Here is a 23,589-nt window from a genome sequence, read left to right as displayed (position 1 = left end):
GCCTTCAGGCCACCAGGAAACTACGGTGCAACAAAAGCCGATGACACGTCGCTCTCGCGCGCCATCGGCTGCAATACCTCAACGTCAGTCAGACCGGGTCAGTCAAACCGACAGGCAGAGGTATTTGATTTCCAGATAATCTTCGATGCCGTACTTGGAGCCTTCACGGCCCAGGCCGGACGACTTGATACCACCAAACGGCGCCAGTTCGTTGGAGATCAGGCCGGTGTTGATACCCACCATGCCATATTCCAGCGCCTCGGCAACACGGAACACGCGGCTCATGTTCTGAGCATAGAAGTACGATGCCAGACCGAACTCGGTATCGTTGGCCATCGCAATCACTTCAGCCTCGTCCTTGAAGCGGAACAGCGGGGCCAGCGGACCAAAGGTTTCTTCCCTGGCCACGGCTGCATCTTTCGATACGTTGACCAGAATAGTCGGTTCGAAGAACGAGCCTTCCAGGCTGTTGCCACCGGTCAGTACGGTTGCGCCCTTGCTGACGGCGTCGGCGATATGTTCCTTGACCTTGGCCACGGCCTTGTCGTCGATCAACGGGCCGGTGGTGACGCCGTCTTCCAGACCGTTACCGATCTTCAACTTGCCGACCGCCACCTTGAGCTTCTCGGCGAACGCGTCATACACCGCGTCCTGCACATAGATACGGTTGGCGCACACGCAGGTCTGACCATTGTTGCGGTACTTGGAAATCATCGCGCCTTCGACCGCCTTGTCGAGGTCGGCGTCGTCGAACACGATGAAAGGCGCGTTACCGCCCAGCTCCAGGGAAACCTTCTTGATGTCCTTGGCGCACTCGGCCATCAGCTGGCGACCAATGTCGGTCGAGCCGGTGAAGGACAATTTGCGCACAATCGGGTTGCCGGTCAGCTCAGCACCGATATCGCCTGCGCTGCCGGTCACAACGCTGAACACGCCAGCCGGAATGCCCGCACGTTCGGCCAGCTCAGCCAGCGCCAGTGCAGAAAAAGGCGTTTGCGACGCAGGCTTGAGCACCATGGTGCAGCCCGCCGCCAGTGCCGGACCGGCCTTGCGGGTGATCATTGCCGCCGGGAAGTTCCACGGGGTGATCGCCGCCGTCACACCAATCGGTTGCTTGAGCACGATCAGACGCTTGTCTGGCTGGTGACCGGGGATCACATCGCCATAGACGCGCTTGGCTTCTTCAGCGAACCACTCGATAAACGACGCGGCGTAGGTGATCTCGCCCTTGGCTTCGGCCAGCGGCTTGCCCTGCTCCAGGGTCATCAACAGGCCCAGGTCGTCCTGGTTCTCGATCATCAGCTCGAACCAGCGGCGCAGCTTGCTGCCACGCTCCTTGGCAGTCAGCGCACGCCAGGCCGGCAGCGCCTTGTCAGCCGCCTCAATCGCCCGACGCGTCTCGGCTGCGCCCATTTTTGGCACAGTGCCGAGGATCTCGTTGTTGGCAGGGTTGTTGACCTTGATCGACTGGCCACCGTCCGCGTCCAGCCACTGGCCATTGATGTAGGCTTGCTGGCGGAACAGTGTGGAATCTTTGAGCTGCATGTCGGCCTCCTAAACAGCACCGCCCGATAGGCGACGCGAACAATTGAATATCGATGCACCCCATTTGGAAGCCATCGCCAGGAAAACATTCCATCGGGTTCCAGCGCTGCGCAACGCATGAAGGCAGGAAGACCGAACAAGAGCGTTTGAAATCTCAAACGAATCCTAGGCATTGCGGGGGGAAAGGACAATAGCCCGTTCGAAAAAAAGAACGGGCGTAGGGAGGTGTGTGGTTTTCTGATCAGCGCCGAACCTGACCGCAAGGCAGCCGCAGCGTGATCAGGCAGCGCATAAAAGCCGTGAGCGACCACGGAGCAACCGGCGAAGGTCACGATCAACCTCAAGGCATTGCCGAACGACCCGATCATCGTCCTGGCCGGGCCGTGGCTGATCGAGTTCGACAGCGTCATGACCACCGCGGGGCCCGGCGCAGCTTTTAACGCACGCCTGTAGCGCTATCGATAATCCGGAAGCGTGAAGGACTGAACTGCCGGGGTCAGCGCCTTGGCAGCACGCTTGCTGATGAAGGGTGTTGCCACCAATCGCTGCACGGCGCGAAGGACCTTCACCCCCGTGCGACTGCGAGGATGAACCAGACGCGGCACCAGCTTCGGCACATTCTGCGACTTTTTCACCACAGGCCGCAGCACATATTCGTACGCAGCAAGGGCCCCAGCAATCGTGTCGGTTCTGGTGAGTTCGCCCGCCAGCACATACGCACCGATCAGCGCCAGCGAAGCACCGACCCCACCCAGTGGCGTGACACACCAGGCCGCATCGCCCAGCAACACCACAGGGCCATTCGACCAGCGATCCATCTTCACCTGACGCAGATCATCAAACCAGAAGTCCTCCGCCGCCTCCATCCCCTCCAGCAGACGAGGTACCTCCCATCCCGCGCCTGCAAACGACGCCCGGAGAAACGCCTTCTGCTCGGCAACACTGTTACCGACCGTCAGATGGCTTCGGCCCTGCACATTAAAGAACGCACGCGTCGTACCGCGATTATCCGGACGAACGCCCGCACTGCGCCCTCCCACCGCGTTATACCAACGCGCCGTCTGGCTATCGGTCGGCGCGCGGGGCACAGTAAAGAACGCGCTGGCCAAGTCCATCCTGCGCGGCTGATTCTCGCCGGGGAACACCAGCTCACGCGTACGCGAGCCGACACCTTCGGCAATGATCAGCAGATCAAAACGCTCCTCGCCACCGCTCTCGAACGTGACAGATACGCCCTCATCATCATGCTCGACCGACACAATACGATCACCAAAGCGATAGAACGCATCAGCAGACGACGCCTCATAAAGCAGGCGCGCAAGATCCCCGCGCAACACCTCAAGCTCAGCCGTCGGACCATCGACCTCCAGACCGGACAGATCAATTTGCGCCGCCGTGCGGTTGTCCTCATCGACCCACGCAAGCCCGGTCTCGCCGGTGTTGAGATCCTTCACCGCCTGCTCAAGCCCCATCAAACGCAGAACCTCCCGAGCCGCGCCCCGCACATCCACATTCTGCCCGCCATCACGAAAGGCAGACGCCTGCTCGACAACCGTGACATCACAGTCACGCTGCGCCAGCCACCAGGCCGCGGCACACCCCGCGATACTGGCCCCGGTAATAAGAACGCGGCACGGGCTGCGCTCGATGCTTTTGAACTGATTGATAAGATGCCCTCGGTGAGAACGATCTGGCTGAGTGGTATGGGGAGCATCATGCACCACCACACAGCTGTGCCGAAAGCGCAGGTCTGTCCCTTTGTGGGCGGTAATGGGTATGGGCTGATGGAAAGGCTGTGGCGGGGGCGCGCTGAGTGATTTGTGTCGCACACCGCCCGCAACTGGACGCCCCGTACCCATGTGAGTATCATGGCGCCCGCGTCGCACCAGTAGCTCAGCTGGATAGAGTACTGCCCTCCGAAGGCAGGGGTCGTGGGTTCGAATCCCGCCATCTAATCCAGTATCGCTAAGCGATTGTCAGATCTACATTTTTCGACAATAGCAGGACAGCACAAGCTGGTGGGGCACTTCGCAGTGCTATTAGGTGGGGCATCGCAAAGGTGCCAGCAATGCCAGCTCAACCCTCCTACATCACACTCAACCGTCATCGTACTTACTATTTCCGCATAGTAGTTCCCCTTCGATTGCGCGCTGTATTCGGCCTTCAACGTGAAATTCGTCGCTCTCTTAAAACCGACAGCTTACGGCTGGCGCTTCGCCGCGCTCGGCAATACGCTGCACGCTTCGAAGCTGCTTTTGACAAGGTGCTGGTTGTGGCCGAACAAGATGATTACGAACCCACTGATGAAGATTACGAAATCTATCTGAGCGAAATAGCTAAAGCCGAGGCTCCCGGAATTTGGGCGTCTCGCTCCTTAGATGATCAGAAACCACAAAGCACCCAGTCTTCTCTGTCCGACGAAGAATGGCGCGCCATTGAGGATGAGCAGCGGCGAAACCTGATTACAAAGGCGTTGACCGGGCATATTCACCGGACAATACCCCCAAGTATGGAGAGGCTCGCTGAGGAGCTTCGCGCTCAAGGCAGTGCGTTGCCTTTACCCCATTTCAAAAAACTGTTGCCCGAGCTCATAGAGCGGCTGGCGCTCCGCCCATCCCGAAGCGCCAGCGCATCGTCTGAACTAGTTACGGCAAGTCAGCCTGACGGGCCGACCCTATACAGGCTATGGGAACTGCACTGGGAAACCCTAGCAAAGCTCGCCAAAAACAACAGGAAGTCGGAACGCACTAAAGAGGATGAGCAGGGACATGCTTCTCGGCTGAACATCTTGAGCGGCAATAAACCGATCAATCGCTTAACGGTTGAGGATTTCGAGCGCATCTACTCTCAGATTTTTGATATCCGAGTAAGCCGAGGTGCCAAGCTTCCAAGCCCGGACTCGCCGAGCGACTCTATTCTTGCCAACGACGGCGAGCAGCGTATTGGATCTAAAACAGTCGAAAAAATAACTATTCGGCTAGGAGCCCTCCACAGCTTCGCATTTCGAAAGGGAATGACCACCATTCCCCCAAACTCGCCGGACAAACCGTCCATTAATCATCATCGCGCAGGCGAGAAAGCGGTTGAGAAAGCTTTTTCCAAGAGCGACCTGGAAGAGATCTTCTCAGGCTATCTGTATACCGGCACCGTTCTAGATAGGAGCAACGCCGTCTTTCCGTATCAATTTTGGCTCCCCTTGTTGGGACTGTTCACCGGAGGGCGACTTAACGAGCTTTGTCAGCTCGATACCGAGGACGTGAGCAAAACAGAGGCTGAAGGTATTTGGACCATCAGCATGATGGACGACGAATTAGATCGACCATTACCTAAATCACTGAAGAATCAGTCAAGCCGCAGAATCTTACCTATCCACAGCGAGCTCATTCGCATGGGCTTTCTGACGTTCGTAGAACAAGCGATCACGGAAGGTCGAGAGAAGTTGTTCTCGGATGGCCTTTCCTACAATCCTAAAAAGGGATGGGGTAGCAATGCCACCCATTTCTTCTGTCGGTTCCCTAGCCTAAGCACCCCGGCAGCAGGGTACTTTTTTAAATGTGGAATTCGTGAAAGAGATGCTGACGGCAAGACCGACCGGAAGAACTTTCATAGCTTTCGCCACACATTTACCGATCTTGCCCGCGAGGCAGGGGGAGAGGCATATCTCGTGCTACCAGACCTCACAGGACACTCAAGAGGCAAAGAGGGCCAAGTCGCCAAATACGGTAATGGATTCAGTCAATCGAAAAAGCAGGAAGTTCTGGAAAGTCTGACCATACCTGTCGATCTCTCCAGCATCACATACGAAGACTTTGAGGCGCGCCTTGGATTCAAGCTCAAGCCGTCGATTGAGCGACATCGAGAGGCCTACAACCTTAACCAAAGTGAACGGCCGACGTGATTTCAGTGCGACTTTCCCAAGCCTGTCTTGTACGCTGCGGAAGACTCAACACTCCTACAACCGACAGAAACGACAGAAACGACACATGATTGCCTCAATTCGCAAACAGAAACAGCCCCTGAGACTCATCGTGCAGCCGCAAACTCTGATTCTGTCATCTACTCTTGCGCTTAGCGAGTAATAGACTAGTTAGATTGACAAGGTGCCGAAAAGCTCGGAGACAACGCCAGAGCGCAAGATTCTCCAGGTGATCCAAATTGACTGTAGGCCGCTATGAACATTAGCAGTACCGATACCTTACGACGCCTTGCCGAGATGACAGACGCCGCAGCGTTTGAGCGCGTTGCTGCTGCGGTTCTGCGAGCAGCGAAGCCGAGCATTTACGAAAACATGGCTCATCCAGGGGTGCAGCCTGGCGGAAAAACAATCAAGGCGCCTTTCGACAACGTTGGATGGCTCATTTTGCCAGATGGCAATTCCCGGCTGGTGTGCGCAGCTCATACAACCGAACAGAAGGATCTTGTGGGCAAGTGGCTGCACGACCCCTCGAAGGTTAAAGTAAGGAAAGCAGGGAACAAGCCAACAAAACCTGCCGGAGACTTGATTAAAGGCATCGAAGAAATTGAAAAGTTGCGAGCCAATGATCCTCACCTGACAGTTACGTTCGCACTGACCGCTAACACTGAGACCTCTTTGGAGCTACGCGCCGCAGCTGAGAAAATGGCCGCTGCATCGCGTGTGGAGCTCGACATTTGGTCGGTGTCCAGGATTGCGCACTTCTTGGATATGAATCCCGCAGGCCAATTCATCCGCCGCGTTCATCTTGGTGCTCCAGCTCAACTCCTATCACGCGATTTGCTACTCAAAATTGGATCCCAAAGCATTCAAGATCACACTCAGGAAAACATTCGCCAAGAAAGCATACACCGCGACGACTTTGTACTGGCCCACGGCGACTATCTCGTGGTCGGCGACTCTGGAATGGGCAAGACTACTGCCTGCATTGCAGCCCTCTCTGCGCGTATTGACAGCGGAGCACCGGCTATCGTTGTCAGAACTGAATCCGTTGTCATGGCAGTAACTATTGAGGCGGCGCTAGACACCGAACTAAGGCGGCATGAGCCGAGCCTAGAGCCAGGCATTGGCGAGAGGGCAATCGCACTCTGCACTGCTGATGAGCCGCTGCTAATCCTCTTTGAGGACATTAATCGATCAACTAGCCCAGGTCTTTTGCTGAATAAGATACTCCGCTGGTGCCTGCCATCGACAAGTGCAGGCGACGCAAGTAGATCTTGGCGTGCAGTCTGTCCGATCTGGCCGCGCCATCTCGATGTCATAGAAAACCAAAAGCATACTCTTGCCAAGCTGACCATTCTCAGGATTGACAAATATAGTCAGGCCGAAGCGATTTTGGCATTGATGAAGCGAGCCCAAGTTCTTGGGCTCGCAATGGATCAGGGGAGGGCCGTTGAAATAGCCTCACAACTAGGGTGTGACCCTCTGCTGATTGGTCTCCACAATCTCGAATCCACATCTCCAGCCTCAGCGGTTATTACTTCCTATATTGATGAGCGAATTGGAATTGTTGCTAGCGACGCCCAGTTTACAAGGGCAGAAGCGCGTGAGGCTTTACATCTGTTAGTTCGTAAGGGAATAGAACACCGACGACTAAACCCGAGCTGGAGTGAAGCCCGTTCATGGATTGAAGATAAAGAAGTTATTACTTTGCTCCGCCGTCTTATGCATGAAGGCAGTGTGATCAGGATATCTCAATCTGGACCAGATGAGACTATTGAATTCAGACACGACCGCGTGATGCATAGTCTGTCAAGTGGATCTTTGGCAAACGTTCTAAAGGAGCAATTGCAACCCGACTACGTTATCGATCCATTTTTTGCAGAAATGGTTGGGGGGGCGGCTGTTCAAGCGGAGGTGCCGTTACAAGTTCTGGTCTCCCTTATGGAATCAAGCCCAGCAATAGGTGCACACGCGCTTAAGATCTCCTCCGAAGAGCGGAGCAGCTACGAATATATTGCGGCACAAGCGATTGCAGTGTGGTTGCGTAGACAAGACGCAGCAGACACGACTTTGAACGGCCGCAAATACGTGGTTGCTCGGATCCTTGCAGAGGTTACATCAGACTATCTGCAGGATGTGGTCATAGAATTTTCTGAAAACGAAAAGGCCCTGTGGGTTCCACTGCTAGAAGCACTGTTCAGAAACGGAAATATTCTCGCCGGTTTAGCCCTCCTTTCTCGATATGAATTAGGGACTACCGTTGCTGGAAAACATAGCCTCCTATCCCTCGTTAAGCGAGTGCATGGAGAGCATTTGGTTTCCGCAGTAGACTCGATACTTCGCCGAAATGATCTAGATCAGTGGGCTCAACATGGCCGGAGAACTGGGGCTTTGAGGCTGGCTGGATACATCGGCAGCACCACGCTAGCGAAGTCTATCCGCTTGTGCTGGGAGCAAGACGGCAGTAGCACGCGAGATTTGCGCTCCTACCTGTTTGCAGCCGCACGCTGTTGTGGAACCGAGGATGAAGCAACCTTAGGGCCTATATGCGACGCTTGGGAGCGCCTACCAGACCTACCTGATGCAGAACATGGACAGCCTGTAGAGCGCTTAGCGGCAGACGGTGTTGATTGGGAGTTCGGTAATTATATCCCGCAAGACTCCATAACCTACCTCGTCGATCGGGCAAACTCCTCTGAGAAGCTAAGGTGGCCAATTACCTACATGTTGCGCACGATAGACCATCCTGCAGCTCTAGAGCATATAGTTCGTTACTCTGCATCGTCCTTCTTTATCACAGCGGATAGGTTGAGGAGCCACTGGCGGCGAGACTATAAAAAACCAGCACGGCAGCTGTCATCGGAATCAAGAACTCATCTCTTGCAGATTATCCTTGATCAGGCTGAGCCCGTAAAAGTTCGAGAACAGGCATTCTCATTTTGGGAGCTTTCACTAAACATTAGCGACTTACCAATAATTCGCCAGATTTCCGAAGAGGATCCATTATTTGAGCGCGCACTCTGGGCCCGTGCTAGACGTGGAGATCTTTCAGTCATCCCTCAGATATTGCCTAAGATATCGGAAAGTCCTGAACATTGGCTAGGGATTGGGCGCTACGTCTGGTCAAGCGCTATGACAGATATGCTCGAATCCGTTTTAAACCTAATTACCGATGAGGAAAATGACGGTTGGTCCAATCTCGAATACGCTGTAGCAGATGCGTTGATGGAGGTGGAACCAGCACGACGCATATCAATACTAACATCAAGGTGGGACCAGCTTAAAAGCATCCCCCTTATGGTTCAGACTGCGTTGCTCTCAACCGATCAAGCTGCTACAGCACTCACACGCGAGGCATTTGAAACAGCTCAGAATCCAAGTGACCTTCTTCGATATTACACATCGTCCGTAAGCTACGTTGAAGGAAAACGGAGCTTATCTACGCCAAGCCAAATGTCCAACCTGCTCCCTTACCTAAAATTTTTATCTGATGAGGAGACTCAGGACCTTTGGGATGTATGTACTCAGAAAGGATGGCTAGACTTTCGAACTCGACACATTGAGCCTCGCGTGCGCCAGATGTCCAAGCGCTTTGTATGCTTGCCCGAAGACCCCGTTGATACATCTGACCTGGACAAGGCGCTAACTGCAGAAAATGGTCTGATTGTCAGTCTTCATCGTTGGTTCGAGCGCCCTCACCGCAATGGAATAGCGCGCGAAAAAGTGCTAGCTGCGCTGCTGCAATGGCTCACGGAGAATAAGCAGGATAAAGCTATGCATATTTGTGCAGACATCGTGAGCAATGAGTGCACTAGAAGCGAATTCGTTCTGTTCGAAGCAGCCATTGCGGACAGGCCGAATGCTTCAAGCATTACGGAGGCGGTGCGCTTCCATGTTTTCAATAGAAGGCTAGTTTAACGTCAGTACCTCTACATCCCAGAGCGCAAAAAAATTGTCCGTTAAACCTGATTGGCAGTGCAGCTTTTCCAGTCAAACGCAAATTAAAATACCCCTCTCTCGCCAGTGGGGATAAAAGCAAGCAGCCCGGCCTAGGTAGCTTTAGCCGGTTCCCAGTGCTAACCGACAGGTAGATCCTCTCATTGCGCCATGAGCCAAAGCAAGTTAACGACTCAAGCACATGAACGTTAGCGAGCATCCCTGACCTCTATCAAAGAACTAGACAGGTTTGATAGTCAGCCGACCACTTGTCGCCACCTATCAAAAAACTCTCGTGCATAGCTATATGATCGGATTATCATAGGCCTATCAAATCATAGACTAACGGATAAACGCTAATGCTCGCCCATCTCTACCTTCGCGCATCGACTAAAGATCAAGACGCCAACAGAGCGAAAGCTGCACTCGAAGCCTTCGCCACAGAGAAAGGGCTCATCATCGCGGGCATCTACGCGGAGAACATCAGCGGGACTAAGCTTGATCGCCCTCAGTTGCTCGCCATGCTCGAAGCAGCAGCACCCGGTGACGTCTGTCTCTGTGAATCCGTAGACAGGCTTACTCGCCTCTCTCAGTCTGATTGGAGATCGCTGAAAGCTACGATTGAAGCTAAGGGCTTGCGACTGGTCATAGCTGACCTACCAACTAGCCACTTACTTGCACAGGACAGCGGTATCACCGGCCAGATCATGGAAGTGGTCAACGGCATGCTGATCGACCTAATGGCAACCATGGCTCGTCTCGATCAAGAAAAACGCGTGGAGCGTATCCGCCAAGGTATCCAGAACAAGCAGGCCGCTAACCCTGACTGGAAGCCTACCGGCAAGAGCAAGGATGCGGCCAAGTGGAAGAAGGTTGAAAGCATCCTCGCAAAACATCCGCAGGCGTCTGCTGAAGAGGTCGCCAAGATGGCCGAGTGCGGCGTTGCGACTGTGTACCGCATCAAGCGGGCGCTGACCGCCTGAGCTAGCTGTAAGGTCCCCTAGCCGCCTCGTGCGGGCTTTGTGCTTCTTGGCAATGTGTCAGCGCCCACGGACGAATTTTGTCCGGAGTCGGTAGCGTGAATTTCAGGCGCATGGATCAAGAAACCACGACTTTGAGCCAGCCCAATCTTCCAGTGATAAATGTCGAAAAAACGCTTGCAAATCAACAGGCTATCTGAAATCAAACGATAGACGCTAAGCATTCAACGCCTTATCATCAACCCACTGCTCAATAGAAGCAGATTAACCATTAAACAGACGAGAGACTCACTCATGAACCGCCACCAATACCCTAAACGAAGGATACGCCTCGATGAGTACAATAGAAGAAAACGCTCGTGATTTCCTCAGCAACTCACTCAGTTCATACCGCCGATTAGCGCAACATCTGAACCACAGCAATCCCAGAACCGACGAGGATCGCTGGACGAAAGATTCCGCCTACCATCTTTGCCGTAAGAATGGCATCCGTTCGCCTAGACCGTGCGGGAACCAACCTGCTGCTATCACCCAACGCAACCACGCACGCCAAGCCATCGCTGAGGCTCTTACAGAAGCACTCAGAGCGTCCGGCACCCCGCTCGCCTCGCTAGCTCCCTTTCAGACAAACGATGTCGCCCGCTTGTCCGGCTTTCCGCTTGCCACCGTTACAGGCAACTGGGGCCGACTTCAATGCGAGCTGCTAGCCCTCGCAAAGCTGCCCCCCAAGCCGACTGTCATCCCCGTTCCTGAAGAAGAGGTGTGAGATGCCTGGCAAAAAAACCACACCAGATCAAAGCACTCAGGTCGTCATTCTCCGGGAAGCCGGATACACACTGCCGGTGATTGCGGATCGCCTGGACTTAAGCATTAGCACTGTGCAACGCATCATCAAAACAACTAAAGCTGTCGCTGGCGCGGGAACACAGGCTCTCATCGACAAAGCGAGGGAAGATCTGCTCAGCTCTGCTTTCTCACTCGACGCTGTACAACAGACAGTAGCGACACTGGTAGCTGATGAGCTGGCACTGAGTCATCTGATCAGGACCAAGATCGCTAACGCCTTGGAAGCGCTTGATCCGACGGACCCGGTTGCGTTCAGGGGGCTCGCAGCCGCATCGACGGCGCTCAAGCTAACCCAAGATGTGACCCGACGTTCCCTGCCTATCGAGAAGCTCAATCAGGCGCAGGACATTGAGGAGCTGCCCACACTACAGATTCACATCCTGACGGAAAACGATGTAGCTGAGATGCGCGCAAAACAGCGCCTTGAGGAAGCGGAGATGAATGGAGACGCTCAAGGAATCGAGGATGAAATCGCGAACCTTGAATGGATGGAGCGTCGGAGGCTCGCGAAGTCAGATCAAAGTGATGAAGACGATGATGTGGTGTGTGAAGGCTTTGACCTACACATGACCGGGACGTGAACAGTCAAAGTGTCAAAACCCTAGAAATAGGTGTAAGGACCGAACACCCTGGCGATTCTGCCGGGATGGTGATTTTGAAAATCCAATCTATCGGATCGGTGCAGAGTAAAACCATGACGTACCAGCACACGGACCTCAGCGGGAGCAATTTTGTTGAGGGCGACGCAATCGAGGCGAGCGGCCCTTTTCCAAAAAAAGCTGCCATTACACCCTCAGCAAAAAAGCGCTGCACACCAGCTATCGCGGGGGTCTTGGCCGGTTTCTATACGTCCCGTGTGAAGAACCTAGCAGTATTAGGGGAATTGGACCTTCAGGAAACAAAAGACCAAGCACGCATAGATAGGCTGAAAGCCAATAACGAGCACCTAAACGCAATCGCGCAGAACTACGCTTCTCGTGTATCCCTTCACGACTGGAAAAGGAGATTGTCGGCTGACACAAAGCGAGCGTTTAGCTTTCTAGGATTCTCTCTGCAATCTGACGCTCAGGTAATAAATTTCCGTTTAGGCCACGAGGTAGCTGAAGCCGCCTTGTCAGCCAAGAAAGGACCGACCGACTACCTTTCGGCCCTCCTCAGAACACTCGGCATCGTAGACCTGGTTTTTGTCTTGGAGCTTGCCAGCAGTGACAGCGAAGAGAACCATCCCTTACACCTTCATGGCATCGCCCGCATCCCGGATACGATCTCTACGCAAGATATTCGAGGGCTACTTGCGCCGGAACCAGATCTGGGCGCATCACCTCCGACAAAAGGTTATCGCCAACGCTGGAGCAATAAGGCCATCGCAGTGACTGAGCTTCAAACCCCGGGCACGTGGGTATCCTACAGCGGTAAAGAGTTCGACTTTACCGCCCACAGTTTGCAAGCCAATCCGGGATACGCCAGCCGATCAGCGACCACGGCAGGCAGGGAGCGCTATGAAGCGATTCGAGCTTGGCTGAGTGCCTAGGGTCGTTCGACTGCCGATGCTGACCGATCTTACCGATAAGCTCATCGTAGGCGCCCGCAAGCTCTCACGGGGGCCGGACGACTACTGCCAGTTCCGAAAGCCTACGCCCATCATTGATGTCGTACCGATCGAGCCGGACGTTGTCATATCGTTCGCTCAAATGGCCCGACCCGTTAGCCGAGTCCTTTTAGGATTTCACGGAAGCTGTTCAGGCCAGCCTCAATATTCTCGATGATCTCATCGGCCAGATCGTCTGGCTCCGGCAGGTTGTCCAGATCGTACAGAGATTTGTCCTTTAGCCAGAAGATATCCAGACTGGTCTTGTCGCGGGCAAGGATCTGATCGAGGCTGTATTTGCGCCAGCGGCCTTCGGGGTTCGCCGTCTCGTGCCAGGTTTCGCTGCGATTGTGGCGGTTTTGCGCGTGGTAGCAAGTGATGAAGTCCTGCAGATCCTCGAAGCGCAGCGGCTTTTTCTTAAGCGTGTGGTGGACGTTGGTGCGGTAGTCATAGAACCACACCTCCTTCGTCTGCGTGTCCTTGCTGGCAGGCCGATTATCAAAGAACAGCACGTTAGCTTTCACACCCTGCGCATAGAAAATACCGGTCGGCAGACGCAGGATGGTGTGTAGCTCAGTGAGTTTCAGCAACTCCTGCCGCACTATTTCGCCAGCGCCGCCCTCGAACAGAACGTTGTCCGGTAGCACCACTGCAGCGCGCCCGGTGGTTTTCAGCATGCTGCAGATGTGTTGCAGAAAGTTCAGCTGCTTGTTCGAAGTGGTTACCCAGAAGTCCTGGCGATTGTAGGTCAGGTCGTCCTTTTCCTGCTCACCCTCGGAATTGGTGAAGCTCATCGAGCTTTTTTTACCGAATGGTGGGTTGGCCAGCACATAGTCGACACGCAGGCCGCCGTCGGCGATCAGAGCATCGTTTGGCGAAATCGAGCTGTTGCCGTCGATTTCGCCAATGTTGTGCAGCAGCATGTTCATCAGGCAAAGCCGGCGGGTTCCGGCGACGATCTCGTTGCCGTGAAAGGTATCATTCTTAAGAAAGACCTTCTGGTCTTTGGTCAGTGCCGGATTTACGGCCAGGAAGTCGTAGGCAGCGAGGAAGAAACCACCAGTGCCGCAGGCTGGATCGGCAATGGTCTTGCCTGGTTCAAGCTGCATGCATTCGACCATAGCGCGGATCAGCGCCCGTGGGGTGAAGTACTGTCCAGCACCGGACTTGGTGTCCTCGGCATTCTTCTCCAGCAGTCCTTCGTAGATATCACCCTTCACATCCGCGCCCAGAGTTACCCAGGGAGTCTCGTCAATCATGCTAATCAGGCGGCTGAGCTTGGCCGGGTCCTGGATTTTGTTCTGCGCTTTGGTGAAGATTTGCCCCAGCATCCCCGGCATACCACCCAGTACCCGGAGCAAGGTGACGTAATGCACCTCCAGCTCGGCGCCGCGTTTGCCTTTCAGGCTCTCCCAGTTGTAGCTGGCAGGAATGCCGATATCACGGCGATGCGGCGGCCGGGCGTATTCATCTGCCATCTTTAGGAAGATCAGATAGGTCAACTGTTCCAGATAGTCGCCGTAGCCAACCCCGTCGTCGCGCAGGGTAGTACAGAAACTCCAGACCTTGGAGACTATGGCATGAGTGCTCATGGATGATTCATTCCTGAAAATTAAGATGTGCCTGCCCTATAGCGGTATAGCGGTATAGCGGTCAGACGATAATTTTGAAACCGGCGAAGATGAGGCGTGGACGCTGCATCACGTTCAAGCCGGTGCTCTGGCCCTGCTTCCACGAGCTTTGGCCGGCTTGGCCACACGCTCGGCACAGATGCGCTCCAGCAGTGCGCTGGACGGCTCGTCGTTCGGGTCCTGCGCCACCAGCTTGCCGGAAAAGGCCTTTTTCAGGATCGAATGACGCAGGGTTTCAGATTGTTGCAGAGACTCGACGATGTTTTTTTCGAGTTGATCGAGGTTTGAAAGCTTTTCATCCAGAGCTTGAGAAAGCTGCTTCTGCTCATGCATTCCACAAAGAGGGATGAGTATGTCTCTGCATATTTCTAGGGTGAGGTTGAATTGCCCAGCAGTCGCTTTTGATTTCCTCATGGTGCGGCGAACGGTTGCCTCGCTAGAGAGGAAGACGGAGAGCAGGTTATTCCGAACAAGCTTGCTTCGAAAAATGGCGATTGCCTGATTGATGTTCCACTCGGGATAGGTGTCGGGAACTATCGAAACTTTGCCTAGGGGCGGGCCGACGATATTCATGAGTACGTCGCCAGGGTAGACCTTTGAGCGGCTCAGGAAACCACAGTGGGTTTTTTGATTGACAAAAGTCGGCGAGATCGTGAAATCCAGAGCCCCCGTTTTGGTGAGGTTGTACACCTTGATAAACGGAACCTCTCCTGCGCCATCAAACAACAATTCCCTGCTTGGTGTTGTGCCCTTGGTAATGAAGTCAGTGATCGCTTCAGCTCTGACGTAAACCCACCCTTCAGGCAGCTCAGCCAATTCCGACAGTGCCTCGGCAGTCGGCGGCAGCAGGGTTTTTGGGGCTTTGGGCTTGGCCGGCTTGATGCCGGTCTTGCCGGAAGCTTCCCAAGCTTGCTGTGCTTCTTTCCACTCCTGCAGCTGACTCTGGTAGCGCGCCTCACGCTCCTGTTGGATACGCGTCAAAAGGATTTCAGCGGATTCAAGCTTGTCGGAATTTTGCGCCCGCCAGTCGCTGGTCAGCTTGCCTTCGAAGGCATGTTTGAGCAGCGCCTGACGGTAAACCTTGAGCTGTTGCTGGGCGGTGCGCAGGCTTTCTACACCCTTGTCCAGTTCGGAAAACAATTCTTCGATTTTGCCGACAATGCGTTTTTGCTCGGAAAGAGGAGGTAGCGGTAAAGGAATTTCCGCAATGGTCTTTGAGGATAGGTGCTTGACCGTTACGGAGGAGGTTTCTGCATTGATGGCATTCAGGAAAGGCTGCAGGCAGATAAAAAGAAACTTTCTATCAAAGTTCTGGGACTGCAATAAAATCCTGCAAACTCGCTGATTCAGAAGGCCATCTGGGCCTTTCCACTCGGCCGAGTGGAAATCACCATCCATACCTATCAGGATGTCGCCGCGTCTGACGATGTATTCTTCAAGGCGCTTACCCACATAGAAGTTCTGAGTTGATTCGCTATCAATATCGCGAATACGGATAAGCGGCACGCCGCCTGAAGTCGAAAAAAGCTCGGACTCGAAGGCAAAGCCGTTTTGAACCTCGGCAATGTAAGAGAGCTGTACTCTGCCCCAGTGGGGCGCTTTGATCAGAAGCTGGTGTTTACCGTCTTCAACAATTTCGATTGGTTTGCGAGATAAAGCCATAGTTAAGCCACCAACGCCTCATTGATTTCATCCAGCACCGCCTCGTAGCTTTCGCCGAACTGTTCGTAGAATCCGCCCAGCCCACCGTGGGCATCGAAGGGGGCGAAGTCTAACGCTTCTCTGTCGATATGTATCGAGCCGACGACATGATCGCGGATCATTTGCAGCCAGGGCATCTGTTGCTCAGTAAATTTTTCTCCGGCACCTGAGTGGCGTCTAAAAATCCAGTCTTTAAAGTTGCGGCTGACCGTGTCCTCGAAGGACGTCAGGCTAGCGTCCAGTCCGCAAACGCGCCGAATCAGTGCGATTAGCGCAGTAAGTTCGTTGAGTGGCGCTTGGCCCTGGTAATCGTCCAGCCGGGCGTAGGCCTGCCAGACATTGAGCGGCGCAAGATAGGGACGGTCTGCCTTGAGGGTTTCCAGCACCGCGTGCAGCTGCTCGAAGGTGACTTCGCGGCGCCGTTGCGGCTGGCTGAAGTAGATGCTCAGTGCTTCCAGCTCGTCTGCGTGCTCCCTAAGGTAAGTGGTGAAATCCTGTTCTAAATCCTGGGCCTGCTCCGTGCTCTGCTGCTGCCAGCCTGCAAAGGTGACTTGATCCAGGGTTTCGTGGTCGACCTTCTGCTCCCGGTCGCGGCGTATCTGATCGATTAGTTCGATCAGTTCGCCATTGAGAGTGCAAGCAGCCTGCTTGACCATTTCGGCTTGGGCCTGATCGCGCAAGGCATCTCCAGGGTCGGTGCCGACCAACTGGCCTGCCAGCTCCAGCGCTCGGGCTTCGACAAGGTCGCCGTCTATTGCGTTGAACAGGCGGCTGACCAAGGTATTTAGCGGTACGCCGCCAGTGGCTGTCTCGATCTTTTTGTGCTCAGCCGGTTCGAGCTGCTTTGCCAGCCGTGCCAGCCGACCAGCCAGCGAACTGACGCTGTCGGTGTCACTAGCGCCCAGCATCACGCCCATGGCCAGATCTTTGAGCGACGCGGAGGGCTTGCTGATCAGCGGCTGGCTAGCGGTCTTCAGTGACTTCGTCACGCCTATGGCATCGACTATGACGTAATGGGTCTTGGCAGTTTTGGCTGCCGAGGAAACCTTCTGCAGGTCGTCCTTTTCCAGCGTGCGAGTGCCGCGCCCCTTCATCTGCTCGAAGTAGTTGCGGCTTTTCACGTCACGCATGAACAGCAGGCATTCGAGCGGCTTTACATCTGTACCGGTAGCGATCATATCGACGGTGACGGCAATGCGCGGGTAGTAGGCGTTGCGGAACTGGGCTAGCACCGACTTAGGATCTTCGCCTTTCTCGACGACATTGCCGTCGGCGTCCCTCCGATCCTGGGATACGCGGTAGGTGACCTTCTTGCAGAAGGCATTACCTTCGTCGAATTCCTCGCGCACGCACTGGATGACGTCGTCGGCATGGCTGTCGGTCATGGCGAAAATCAGAGTCTTGGGCACCTGAAAATGATTGTCTTGATCAATACGGTCTGGGAAGATTTCCGGCAGCTTGTCGCGAAATGTGCGGATCACAGTACGGATCTGGTCCGAATTGACAATGTCGCGATTGAGCTGTTTTGCCGTATAGGTCTCATCCTCATCCTGCTCTTCCCAGCGCTTGCGTCGGGTCAGTCGTTCCCGGTGCTCGATGAGTTGCTCGGTCTTGAGCTGTCCACCGCCCTGGGTCACTTCGGTTTCGATCAGATAGATCTCATTGCCGACGTTGACGCCATCAGCCACAGCCTTTTCATGGCTGTAGTCGCTTACTACGTTCTTTTTGAAAAAGCCGTAGGTGCGGTTGTCCGGGGTGGCAGTTAAGCCGATTAGGCTGGCATCGAAGTAGTCGAGTACCTGCTGCCAGAGGTTATAGATGGAGCGGTGGCATTCGTCGATGAAGATAAAGTCAAAGAATTCCGGTGGAATTTTTTCGTTGTATGCTACCGGTAGCGGTGCCTTGGGCTTGGTCAACTGCTCGGCTGGGTTGAGCTCTTCCAAAGTCTCTTCCAGCTCTTCGCTCTTGAGCGTGGCGTACATGCGCTGAATAGTGCTGATACAGACCAAGCTGTCGCTAGCAATATGGGGTGATTTCAGCCGCTGCACCGGGTATAGCTCGGTGAACTTGCGGCTGTCGTCGATCGGCAGGTAACTCATCATTTCCTGTTCGGCCTGTTCGCCCAGATTCTTGGTATCGACCAGAAACAGGATGCGCTTGGCACCGGCATATTTCAGCAGCCGGTAGATGGCGGTGATGGCGGTGTAGGTCTTGCCGGCACCGGTGGCCATCTGGATCAGAGCGCGTGGTTTACCGGCCTTGAACGAGGCTTCCAGTTTACTGATGGCGATTTCCTGGCAGTCACGCAGGCGCAGCTCGCTGGCGGGTAGCTGCTGCGGATTCAGCGGAGGTATGGTCTGCAGTCGAGAGCGCAGGTTGAGTGGCTGGCTCATCCAGTCGCGCAGGGATTCCGGGCGCTGGAAGTTGAAGACCTCACGGGAACGCGGCTTGGGATCGCGGGCATCGGTGAAGCGGGTGATGAGGCCAGTGCTTTCATAGAGAAAGCGCAGATTCTCGTTGGACTTGATCCATTTCAGCTGGGCATTGGCATAACCCTGGGTCTGGACCTCTACCGCAGTAATGCTGTGGCCAATCTCTTCGCGCTTGGCCTCAATGACTCCGACAGGTTTGCCATCGACGAACAGCACATAGTCGGCGGGACCTACGCTTGTTTGGTATTCGCGCACGGCGACACCAAGGCCGGCGCTAAAGTTGATTTTTTTTTGCACTACCCAGCCTGCGGCAGTGAGTTGGGCGTCGATGCGGTCCCGAGCGAGCTGCTCCGGATTCTGATTTAGAGTCATCAAGCTACCTTGCCATTGCGATCCGTATAGGTGGCAAGATGGTACTACCTTTAAGGGTGTTTTTGCTCTCAGAACCTTAGCTTACTAGGACACGAATTTCCTCTGCCGCTAAATCAAGTAGAACTCCTAAATGGTCCGTAGTGCGAGAGCAGAATAAACTGAATTTGAGAGAGGGATCTGCGCGTGTCGAACCAAGGCACAGTGACCATAGCCGCCACAGTCCGCCACGGCTCACAACTCCCCATTCGTTAATTGAGGGCGCCTATTTGTGATATGGGCTGGAATCTGATCGGTCTTGAAAGACCAAATAATCTGAGCTTCCAGCTAGGTTAAAGCCCCTGCTGCGACCCATCACAGGAGCTTCCATTCACAGATAGCGGGTTGTTCCTATCGGCACGAACCAGTCTTCAAGAAGAGAGCGATCTCGTCCACAAAGTCAGTCTGGGCCGTGTAGCTTTGGTCCCGGATCGTTACCTTTACCTTACCACCATCCTGTTTTCCGTAGGCACCGCTCCAGATGTAGCTATGGCCTATGAAGTTCTCACCAAAATAAACGACAAAGCCATCACCATTTCCATACAGACTGCTGGAGTGGACAGGGGGACAACCCGGTCCCTGCATTTCTTGAGCGAGCGACTGGTATACCTCACGGACCGAGCCCTTCACCGCGAGCGTATCGCTTACTGGCGAGTTATCGATCCCCTTCTGAGTAAGACCGTAGCTGCACCCAGTGACCATTGCGGCAGTAGCGATCAGCAACGCAATGCATCTCAGAGATGCGCTAAATGAGAGTCTTCTCGCTCTCCGTGGGCTCATCAAGTTACCCACTTGGCGACCGACAGGTGTTTTATGCCCATTTGAATCAGCGATCATGCGGCGGCCCCCTTACCAAAACCCCTAGCTACCCAAGCGGTGCACCATCCGAAGATATAGAGCAGCGAACATAAAACGATCCAAGCTCCAGCGAGCTGAGCCACAGTAACCGGGCGCTGCCTGCTCACCTTTGCCATGAACTCAGCATGCTGGGCATTGCTCTCTTCGATTCTGGCGAGACGTTCAGAAACCGGGATCTGCATCAGAGCATCACGAACCAAGCGGTTCGAACCATGCGCGGGTTCCTCAATGGTCTTGATATCCGCTAGCTGCTGCTCAATATGTTCCTGATGATCCCGACTCAGCTTTTCATCACTTGGTACGTAGGTGCGATACACATACACCGGAGCAAGGACTAGCGTCATGCAACCTACGACCCAAAGCCTCCGCCAGCCGTTCATACCTGAGCGCCTCGCGCGCTTTCGTTTGATTCCAGTGACGGATCAGGTGCGGAGATAAACCGGACCAATAGTGACTGAACGGTTAGCACATGCAGCTCCTTGCATTTCGATGATTGGAGTTCTGCGAGCAGCGTTGGGTACTGCTCACCCCGAAATGCTAATCATAGTATGTCGAATCATGGTATGCAAAAAGCGAAATTTGGTGAATGCCGATATCACCAAATCAATGCGCACTCGTTGCGATCTTCGCCGCAAATGTCCGGCTCCGACGACTTGAGCTTGGCCTCTCTCAGGAGGCTCTTGCTGAACGTGCCGGGGTCCATAGAACCTACGTGGGAATGCTGGAAAGGAGCGAAAAAAATTGCACGATCTACAACATCGAACGGATCGCCCAAGCGCTTAACGTCGACCCCGAACTACTTTTGAGAAAGTCGTCCTAGCCAAGCGTGGCTTGCACCGTCTCAGTCGTCTGAGTAATGTAGTGAGACATTCACTAGCCCCACCAAGGTGTGACACTGCCTCGAATCAGCCCCCTGCGATCCTGCAACTGGACGCCCCGTACCCATGTGAGTATCATGGCGCCCGCGTCGCACCAGTAGCTCAGCTGGATAGAGTACTGCCCTCCGAAGGCAGGGGTCGTGGGTTCGAATCCCGCCTGGTGCACCATCTTCTATCCCTTGGATTACAAGGGGTTAGCTCCACTGCAAGAAACCTGTCCTAGTCCTGAAAGTCGTTTTTGCCACAAATTTGCCACACTCAAGTGTGGCGGGAATGGTCGAAATGGCAACAATCAGGAATCGCGGCGAGTATCAGTGGGAAGCGCAAATTCGCCGTAAGGGCTATCCAGCCCAGCGAAAAACCTTCGAAACCAAATCCGATGCCCAAGCCTGGGCACGCATGATCGAAAGCGAAATCGACCGGGGCATCTTTGTCTCTCGCGTCGAGGCTGAACGTACCGCCTTTCATCAACTCATTGATCGCTACATCTCCGAGATTGCTCCGAAGCACAAGGGCGCGTATTCGGAAATCAAACGCCTGGAAGCGCTCAAGCGTCATCCGCTGGCTACGCGCATCGTTGCGACCCTCACCTCTTCAGATTTTGCTCGTTATCGTGATGAGCGCTTGAAGATCCGCAACGGCAATACGGTGAAGCGTGAACTCGCATTGCTCCAATGCGTGATCGAGGTCGCTCGCCGCGAGTGGGGTATTCATCTGGCCGAGAATCCAGTCAGTATGATCAGCCGCCCTAGCTACAACGACGAGCGCTCGCGACGGCTCGATCCAATAGAAGAGCAATACATGCTCAGTGCTCTAGAGCTTCGGGAGGGCCGTGCTGACGGCACTTATGCCGATGCGTCACACAATCCCTGGATTCGGCCCATTGTCCAGCTGGCGATTGAGACCGCCATGCGCCGTGGCGAGATATTCGAGTTGCGCTGGAAGCATGTGAACCTGGAACGTAGAACCGCGCACCTACCAGCGACGAAGAACGGACTGCCCAGAACCATCCCGCTTTCGCCGAAGGCTACTCTGTTGCTCAAGGATTTACCGCGCTCGCTGTGCGGGCGAGTCTTCCCCACCACCGCCGATGCACTTAAGAAGGCCTTTGTGCGAGGTCTGGAGCGTGCGAGGCTGAAATACCTGGGAGATTGCGACGTAGCGCAGGTAACGCCTCAGGGAGACTTCCTGATCAATCTGCGCTTTCACGACCTTCGGTATGAAGCGACCTGTCGGCTTGCGACCAAACTGCCGAATTTGATTGAGCTTGCGAGCGTGATGGGGCATCGAGAGGTGAACATGCTGAAGCGGTATTACAACGTTACTGCGGAGGAGCTGGCGGCGAAGCTGGCTTGATCGAACCACACCCGTCTGTAGCTATTGCTCCGACGGGGCTCATTTGCATTCGACTTAGGTAGTCGTTTGCATCGAACTTGACCAGTAAAGTTGAGAATTTCGCCCCGTAGAAGTAAACCCATTGCGATCGTTGATCAACTATAGAAATAGACCCAGAGCGGCCGCTTCAACAATGCTGATTGTCGTCGGTACGATGCTTGCAATCCCGAAGTCTTCAGCACGTCGATAGGATTTTCGTAAAATCGCGACAAAAATCCAGATTTTTACTCCGAGAGCCACTGTGTGCTTGGAGGCTATTACTTTGGTTTGAAAGTCTAACTTTACTGTAGGAGCAGCTCCCCTATCATGGCCTTAATTACGTCCGGATCCTCATGAAAACCATATTTAGATGCATGTGTTTTGTTAGTGTGATGCCCCAAGTAACTACCATAGTAGGCAAAGTAATAATTTCCTATCTTTATGGTCTTTGGCTCTGGACCGCAAAGCAGTGAGTGGAGCTTAAGTAACTGGGCTCTTGTAAAGTAAAAGGGCAAAGGTTTGCTAGGATCAATATCATAAGTCAATTCAAGTTTCAGTCGTGACATAATTCAGCGGCCCAGTTTATGTAATAATTCCCCATAGGATAGCACCTTTTATATCCGGCTGTTGATTCCGAAGCACCAAACTGCTTGTGCAGTTTTAGGTAATGCTGAACTCTATGGTAAGAATTAATTTTTCTATGCTTATCTTGCGCAAGGAAAATTTTTTCAATTTAGGAAGGAGTAAGTGCCGGTTTATTCTCCAGGTAGGTTCCGAACTCTTTCGGTAAACTCCAGAAATTTTAGCACCTTGCGTGGTACATCGACGATTCATACTGTCTGTGCAACGCACGCGTCAAAAAGGCTGACCACCGTAATCCTAAGCGATTCACCCATGAGCAATTGATTCCTGCGCTCTGGAGCGCAATGCCCTGAAGCCTGAATACGCACAGGAAAAGCTTTGGAGTGGAATGTTACGTATGGCGACTTAACCTAAGCGTGATGGAACAGTTTTGGTACAAACACATGGCGTTCTCGTGGGTGCGTGAATTTCGTTTAGCAGTATCCGTTAGAATGGCAGAAGAATCCAGTCGCAGTGCCAGAGTTTGGAGTGTTTATCGAATTCGATCTTGATGTACTAGCTGATAGAATTTACTTAGACTCTTATCTAGTCGAGTCCGATATTGAGGCAGTACGCACCGCGGCAGTATACCGTGGCATTTGGTAATCGGGTTCGGGCTTCGAGTCTTCTTGACAGTCCACGTTACAGATAACAGCTAGACGTCAATATGTAGATAGTGGGACTGGAAACTCAACTCCGGAAGGCAGCTCATCAAAGACAATCCAGCTCCGTAACAAATCCTGATGCTCATGAAGCTACACACTGACTAGCGTCCCGCTCGGTTAGTTAGTTTAAATCCCAGAAATGATTGCGAAATCATTTAAATAGAAAAATGAATTAACCATGCGGGACACTAGCATCAGTCTAGGTGGGTG

At 53.9% G+C, this 23,589-nt stretch carries 13 protein-coding genes, 1 tRNA gene and 1 pseudogene; 8 read left to right on the top strand and 7 right to left on the bottom strand.

Going from position 1 to position 23,589, the window contains the following annotated elements:
• Positions 1–102: 102 nt before the first annotated feature.
• The 3 genes and pseudogenes from gabD to RYC18_RS07830 form a co-directional block, all read right to left on the bottom strand.
• Positions 103–1,545 carry an NADP-dependent succinate-semialdehyde dehydrogenase gene (gene gabD, locus RYC18_RS07840; protein ID WP_316884932.1) on the bottom strand — a complete coding sequence of 481 codons (1,443 nt, stop codon included), beginning with the start codon at positions 1,543–1,545 and terminating at the stop codon, positions 103–105.
• A gap of 329 nt (positions 1,546–1,874) precedes the next feature.
• Positions 1,875–1,955 (bottom strand): annotated as a pseudogene (locus RYC18_RS07835) (LysE family translocator); the annotation flags it as partial.
• 45 nt (positions 1,956–2,000) lie between these two features.
• Entirely contained in the window at positions 2,001–3,269 is a 1,269-nt protein-coding gene (locus tag RYC18_RS07830) for an FAD-dependent monooxygenase (RefSeq protein ID WP_316886130.1), read from the bottom strand.
• 344 nt (positions 3,270–3,613) lie between these two features.
• Here RYC18_RS07830 and RYC18_RS07825 point away from each other — a divergent pair, with 344 nt between their 5' ends.
• From RYC18_RS07825 to RYC18_RS07805, 5 genes are all read left to right on the top strand, one after another.
• On the top strand, positions 3,614–5,443 hold the full coding sequence (locus RYC18_RS07825; protein WP_316884930.1) for a site-specific integrase: 1,830 nt from the start codon (positions 3,614–3,616) through the stop codon (positions 5,441–5,443).
• A gap of 273 nt (positions 5,444–5,716) precedes the next feature.
• Positions 5,717–9,379: a hypothetical protein gene (locus tag RYC18_RS07820; RefSeq protein ID WP_316884928.1), complete on the top strand. Its 3,663-nt coding sequence runs from the start codon at positions 5,717–5,719 to the stop codon at positions 9,377–9,379.
• A gap of 377 nt (positions 9,380–9,756) precedes the next feature.
• Positions 9,757–10,380, top strand: coding sequence for a recombinase family protein (locus tag RYC18_RS07815; protein WP_316884926.1), 624 nt, complete (start codon positions 9,757–9,759; stop codon positions 10,378–10,380).
• Between the two features lie 764 nt (positions 10,381–11,144).
• Entirely contained in the window at positions 11,145–11,804 is a 660-nt protein-coding gene (locus RYC18_RS07810; protein ID WP_316884923.1) for a helix-turn-helix domain-containing protein, read from the top strand.
• On the top strand, positions 11,801–12,754 hold the full coding sequence (locus RYC18_RS07805) for a hypothetical protein (RefSeq protein WP_257215675.1): 954 nt from the start codon (positions 11,801–11,803) through the stop codon (positions 12,752–12,754). Before RYC18_RS07810 ends, RYC18_RS07805 begins: the two co-directional genes overlap by 4 nt.
• A 173-nt stretch (positions 12,755–12,927) precedes the next feature.
• Here RYC18_RS07805 and RYC18_RS07800 read toward each other — a convergent pair whose 3' ends face one another.
• The 4 genes from RYC18_RS07800 to RYC18_RS07785 form a co-directional block, all read right to left on the bottom strand.
• Positions 12,928–14,403: a class I SAM-dependent DNA methyltransferase gene (locus RYC18_RS07800; RefSeq protein ID WP_099315367.1), complete on the bottom strand. Its 1,476-nt coding sequence runs from the start codon at positions 14,401–14,403 to the stop codon at positions 12,928–12,930.
• Between the two features lie 114 nt (positions 14,404–14,517).
• Positions 14,518–16,104, bottom strand: a complete 1,587-nt coding sequence (locus RYC18_RS07795) for a restriction endonuclease subunit S (protein ID WP_099315368.1) — start codon at positions 16,102–16,104, stop codon at positions 14,518–14,520.
• 2 nt (positions 16,105–16,106) lie between these two features.
• Entirely contained in the window at positions 16,107–18,947 is a 2,841-nt protein-coding gene (locus tag RYC18_RS07790) for a DEAD/DEAH box helicase family protein (protein ID WP_316884918.1), read from the bottom strand.
• A gap of 869 nt (positions 18,948–19,816) precedes the next feature.
• A complete protein-coding gene (locus RYC18_RS07785) occupies positions 19,817–20,221 on the bottom strand; it encodes a hypothetical protein (protein WP_316884916.1) in 405 nt (134 codons plus the stop codon).
• A gap of 206 nt (positions 20,222–20,427) precedes the next feature.
• On the opposite strand from RYC18_RS07785, the gene RYC18_RS07780 reads away from it, so the two are divergent.
• From RYC18_RS07780 to RYC18_RS07770, 3 genes are all read left to right on the top strand, one after another.
• Positions 20,428–20,661: a helix-turn-helix domain-containing protein gene (locus RYC18_RS07780; RefSeq protein WP_099315372.1), complete on the top strand. Its 234-nt coding sequence runs from the start codon at positions 20,428–20,430 to the stop codon at positions 20,659–20,661.
• Positions 20,662–20,810: 149 nt separating this feature from the next.
• Positions 20,811–20,887: transfer RNA gene (locus RYC18_RS07775), tRNA-Arg, on the top strand.
• Between the two features lie 105 nt (positions 20,888–20,992).
• Complete coding sequence (locus tag RYC18_RS07770; protein WP_316884913.1) at positions 20,993–22,075, top strand: site-specific integrase; 1,083 nt, start codon at positions 20,993–20,995, stop codon at positions 22,073–22,075.
• The last annotated feature ends 1,514 nt before the right edge of the window (positions 22,076–23,589 follow it).

It is taken from the genome of Pseudomonas syringae group sp. 247E2, assembly GCF_032587795.1.
GTDB classification, from domain to species: domain Bacteria; phylum Pseudomonadota; class Gammaproteobacteria; order Pseudomonadales; family Pseudomonadaceae; genus Aquipseudomonas; species Aquipseudomonas amygdali.
Note: the sequence above shows the minus strand (reverse complement) of the source record. Positions and strands in the feature narration are given on the sequence as shown.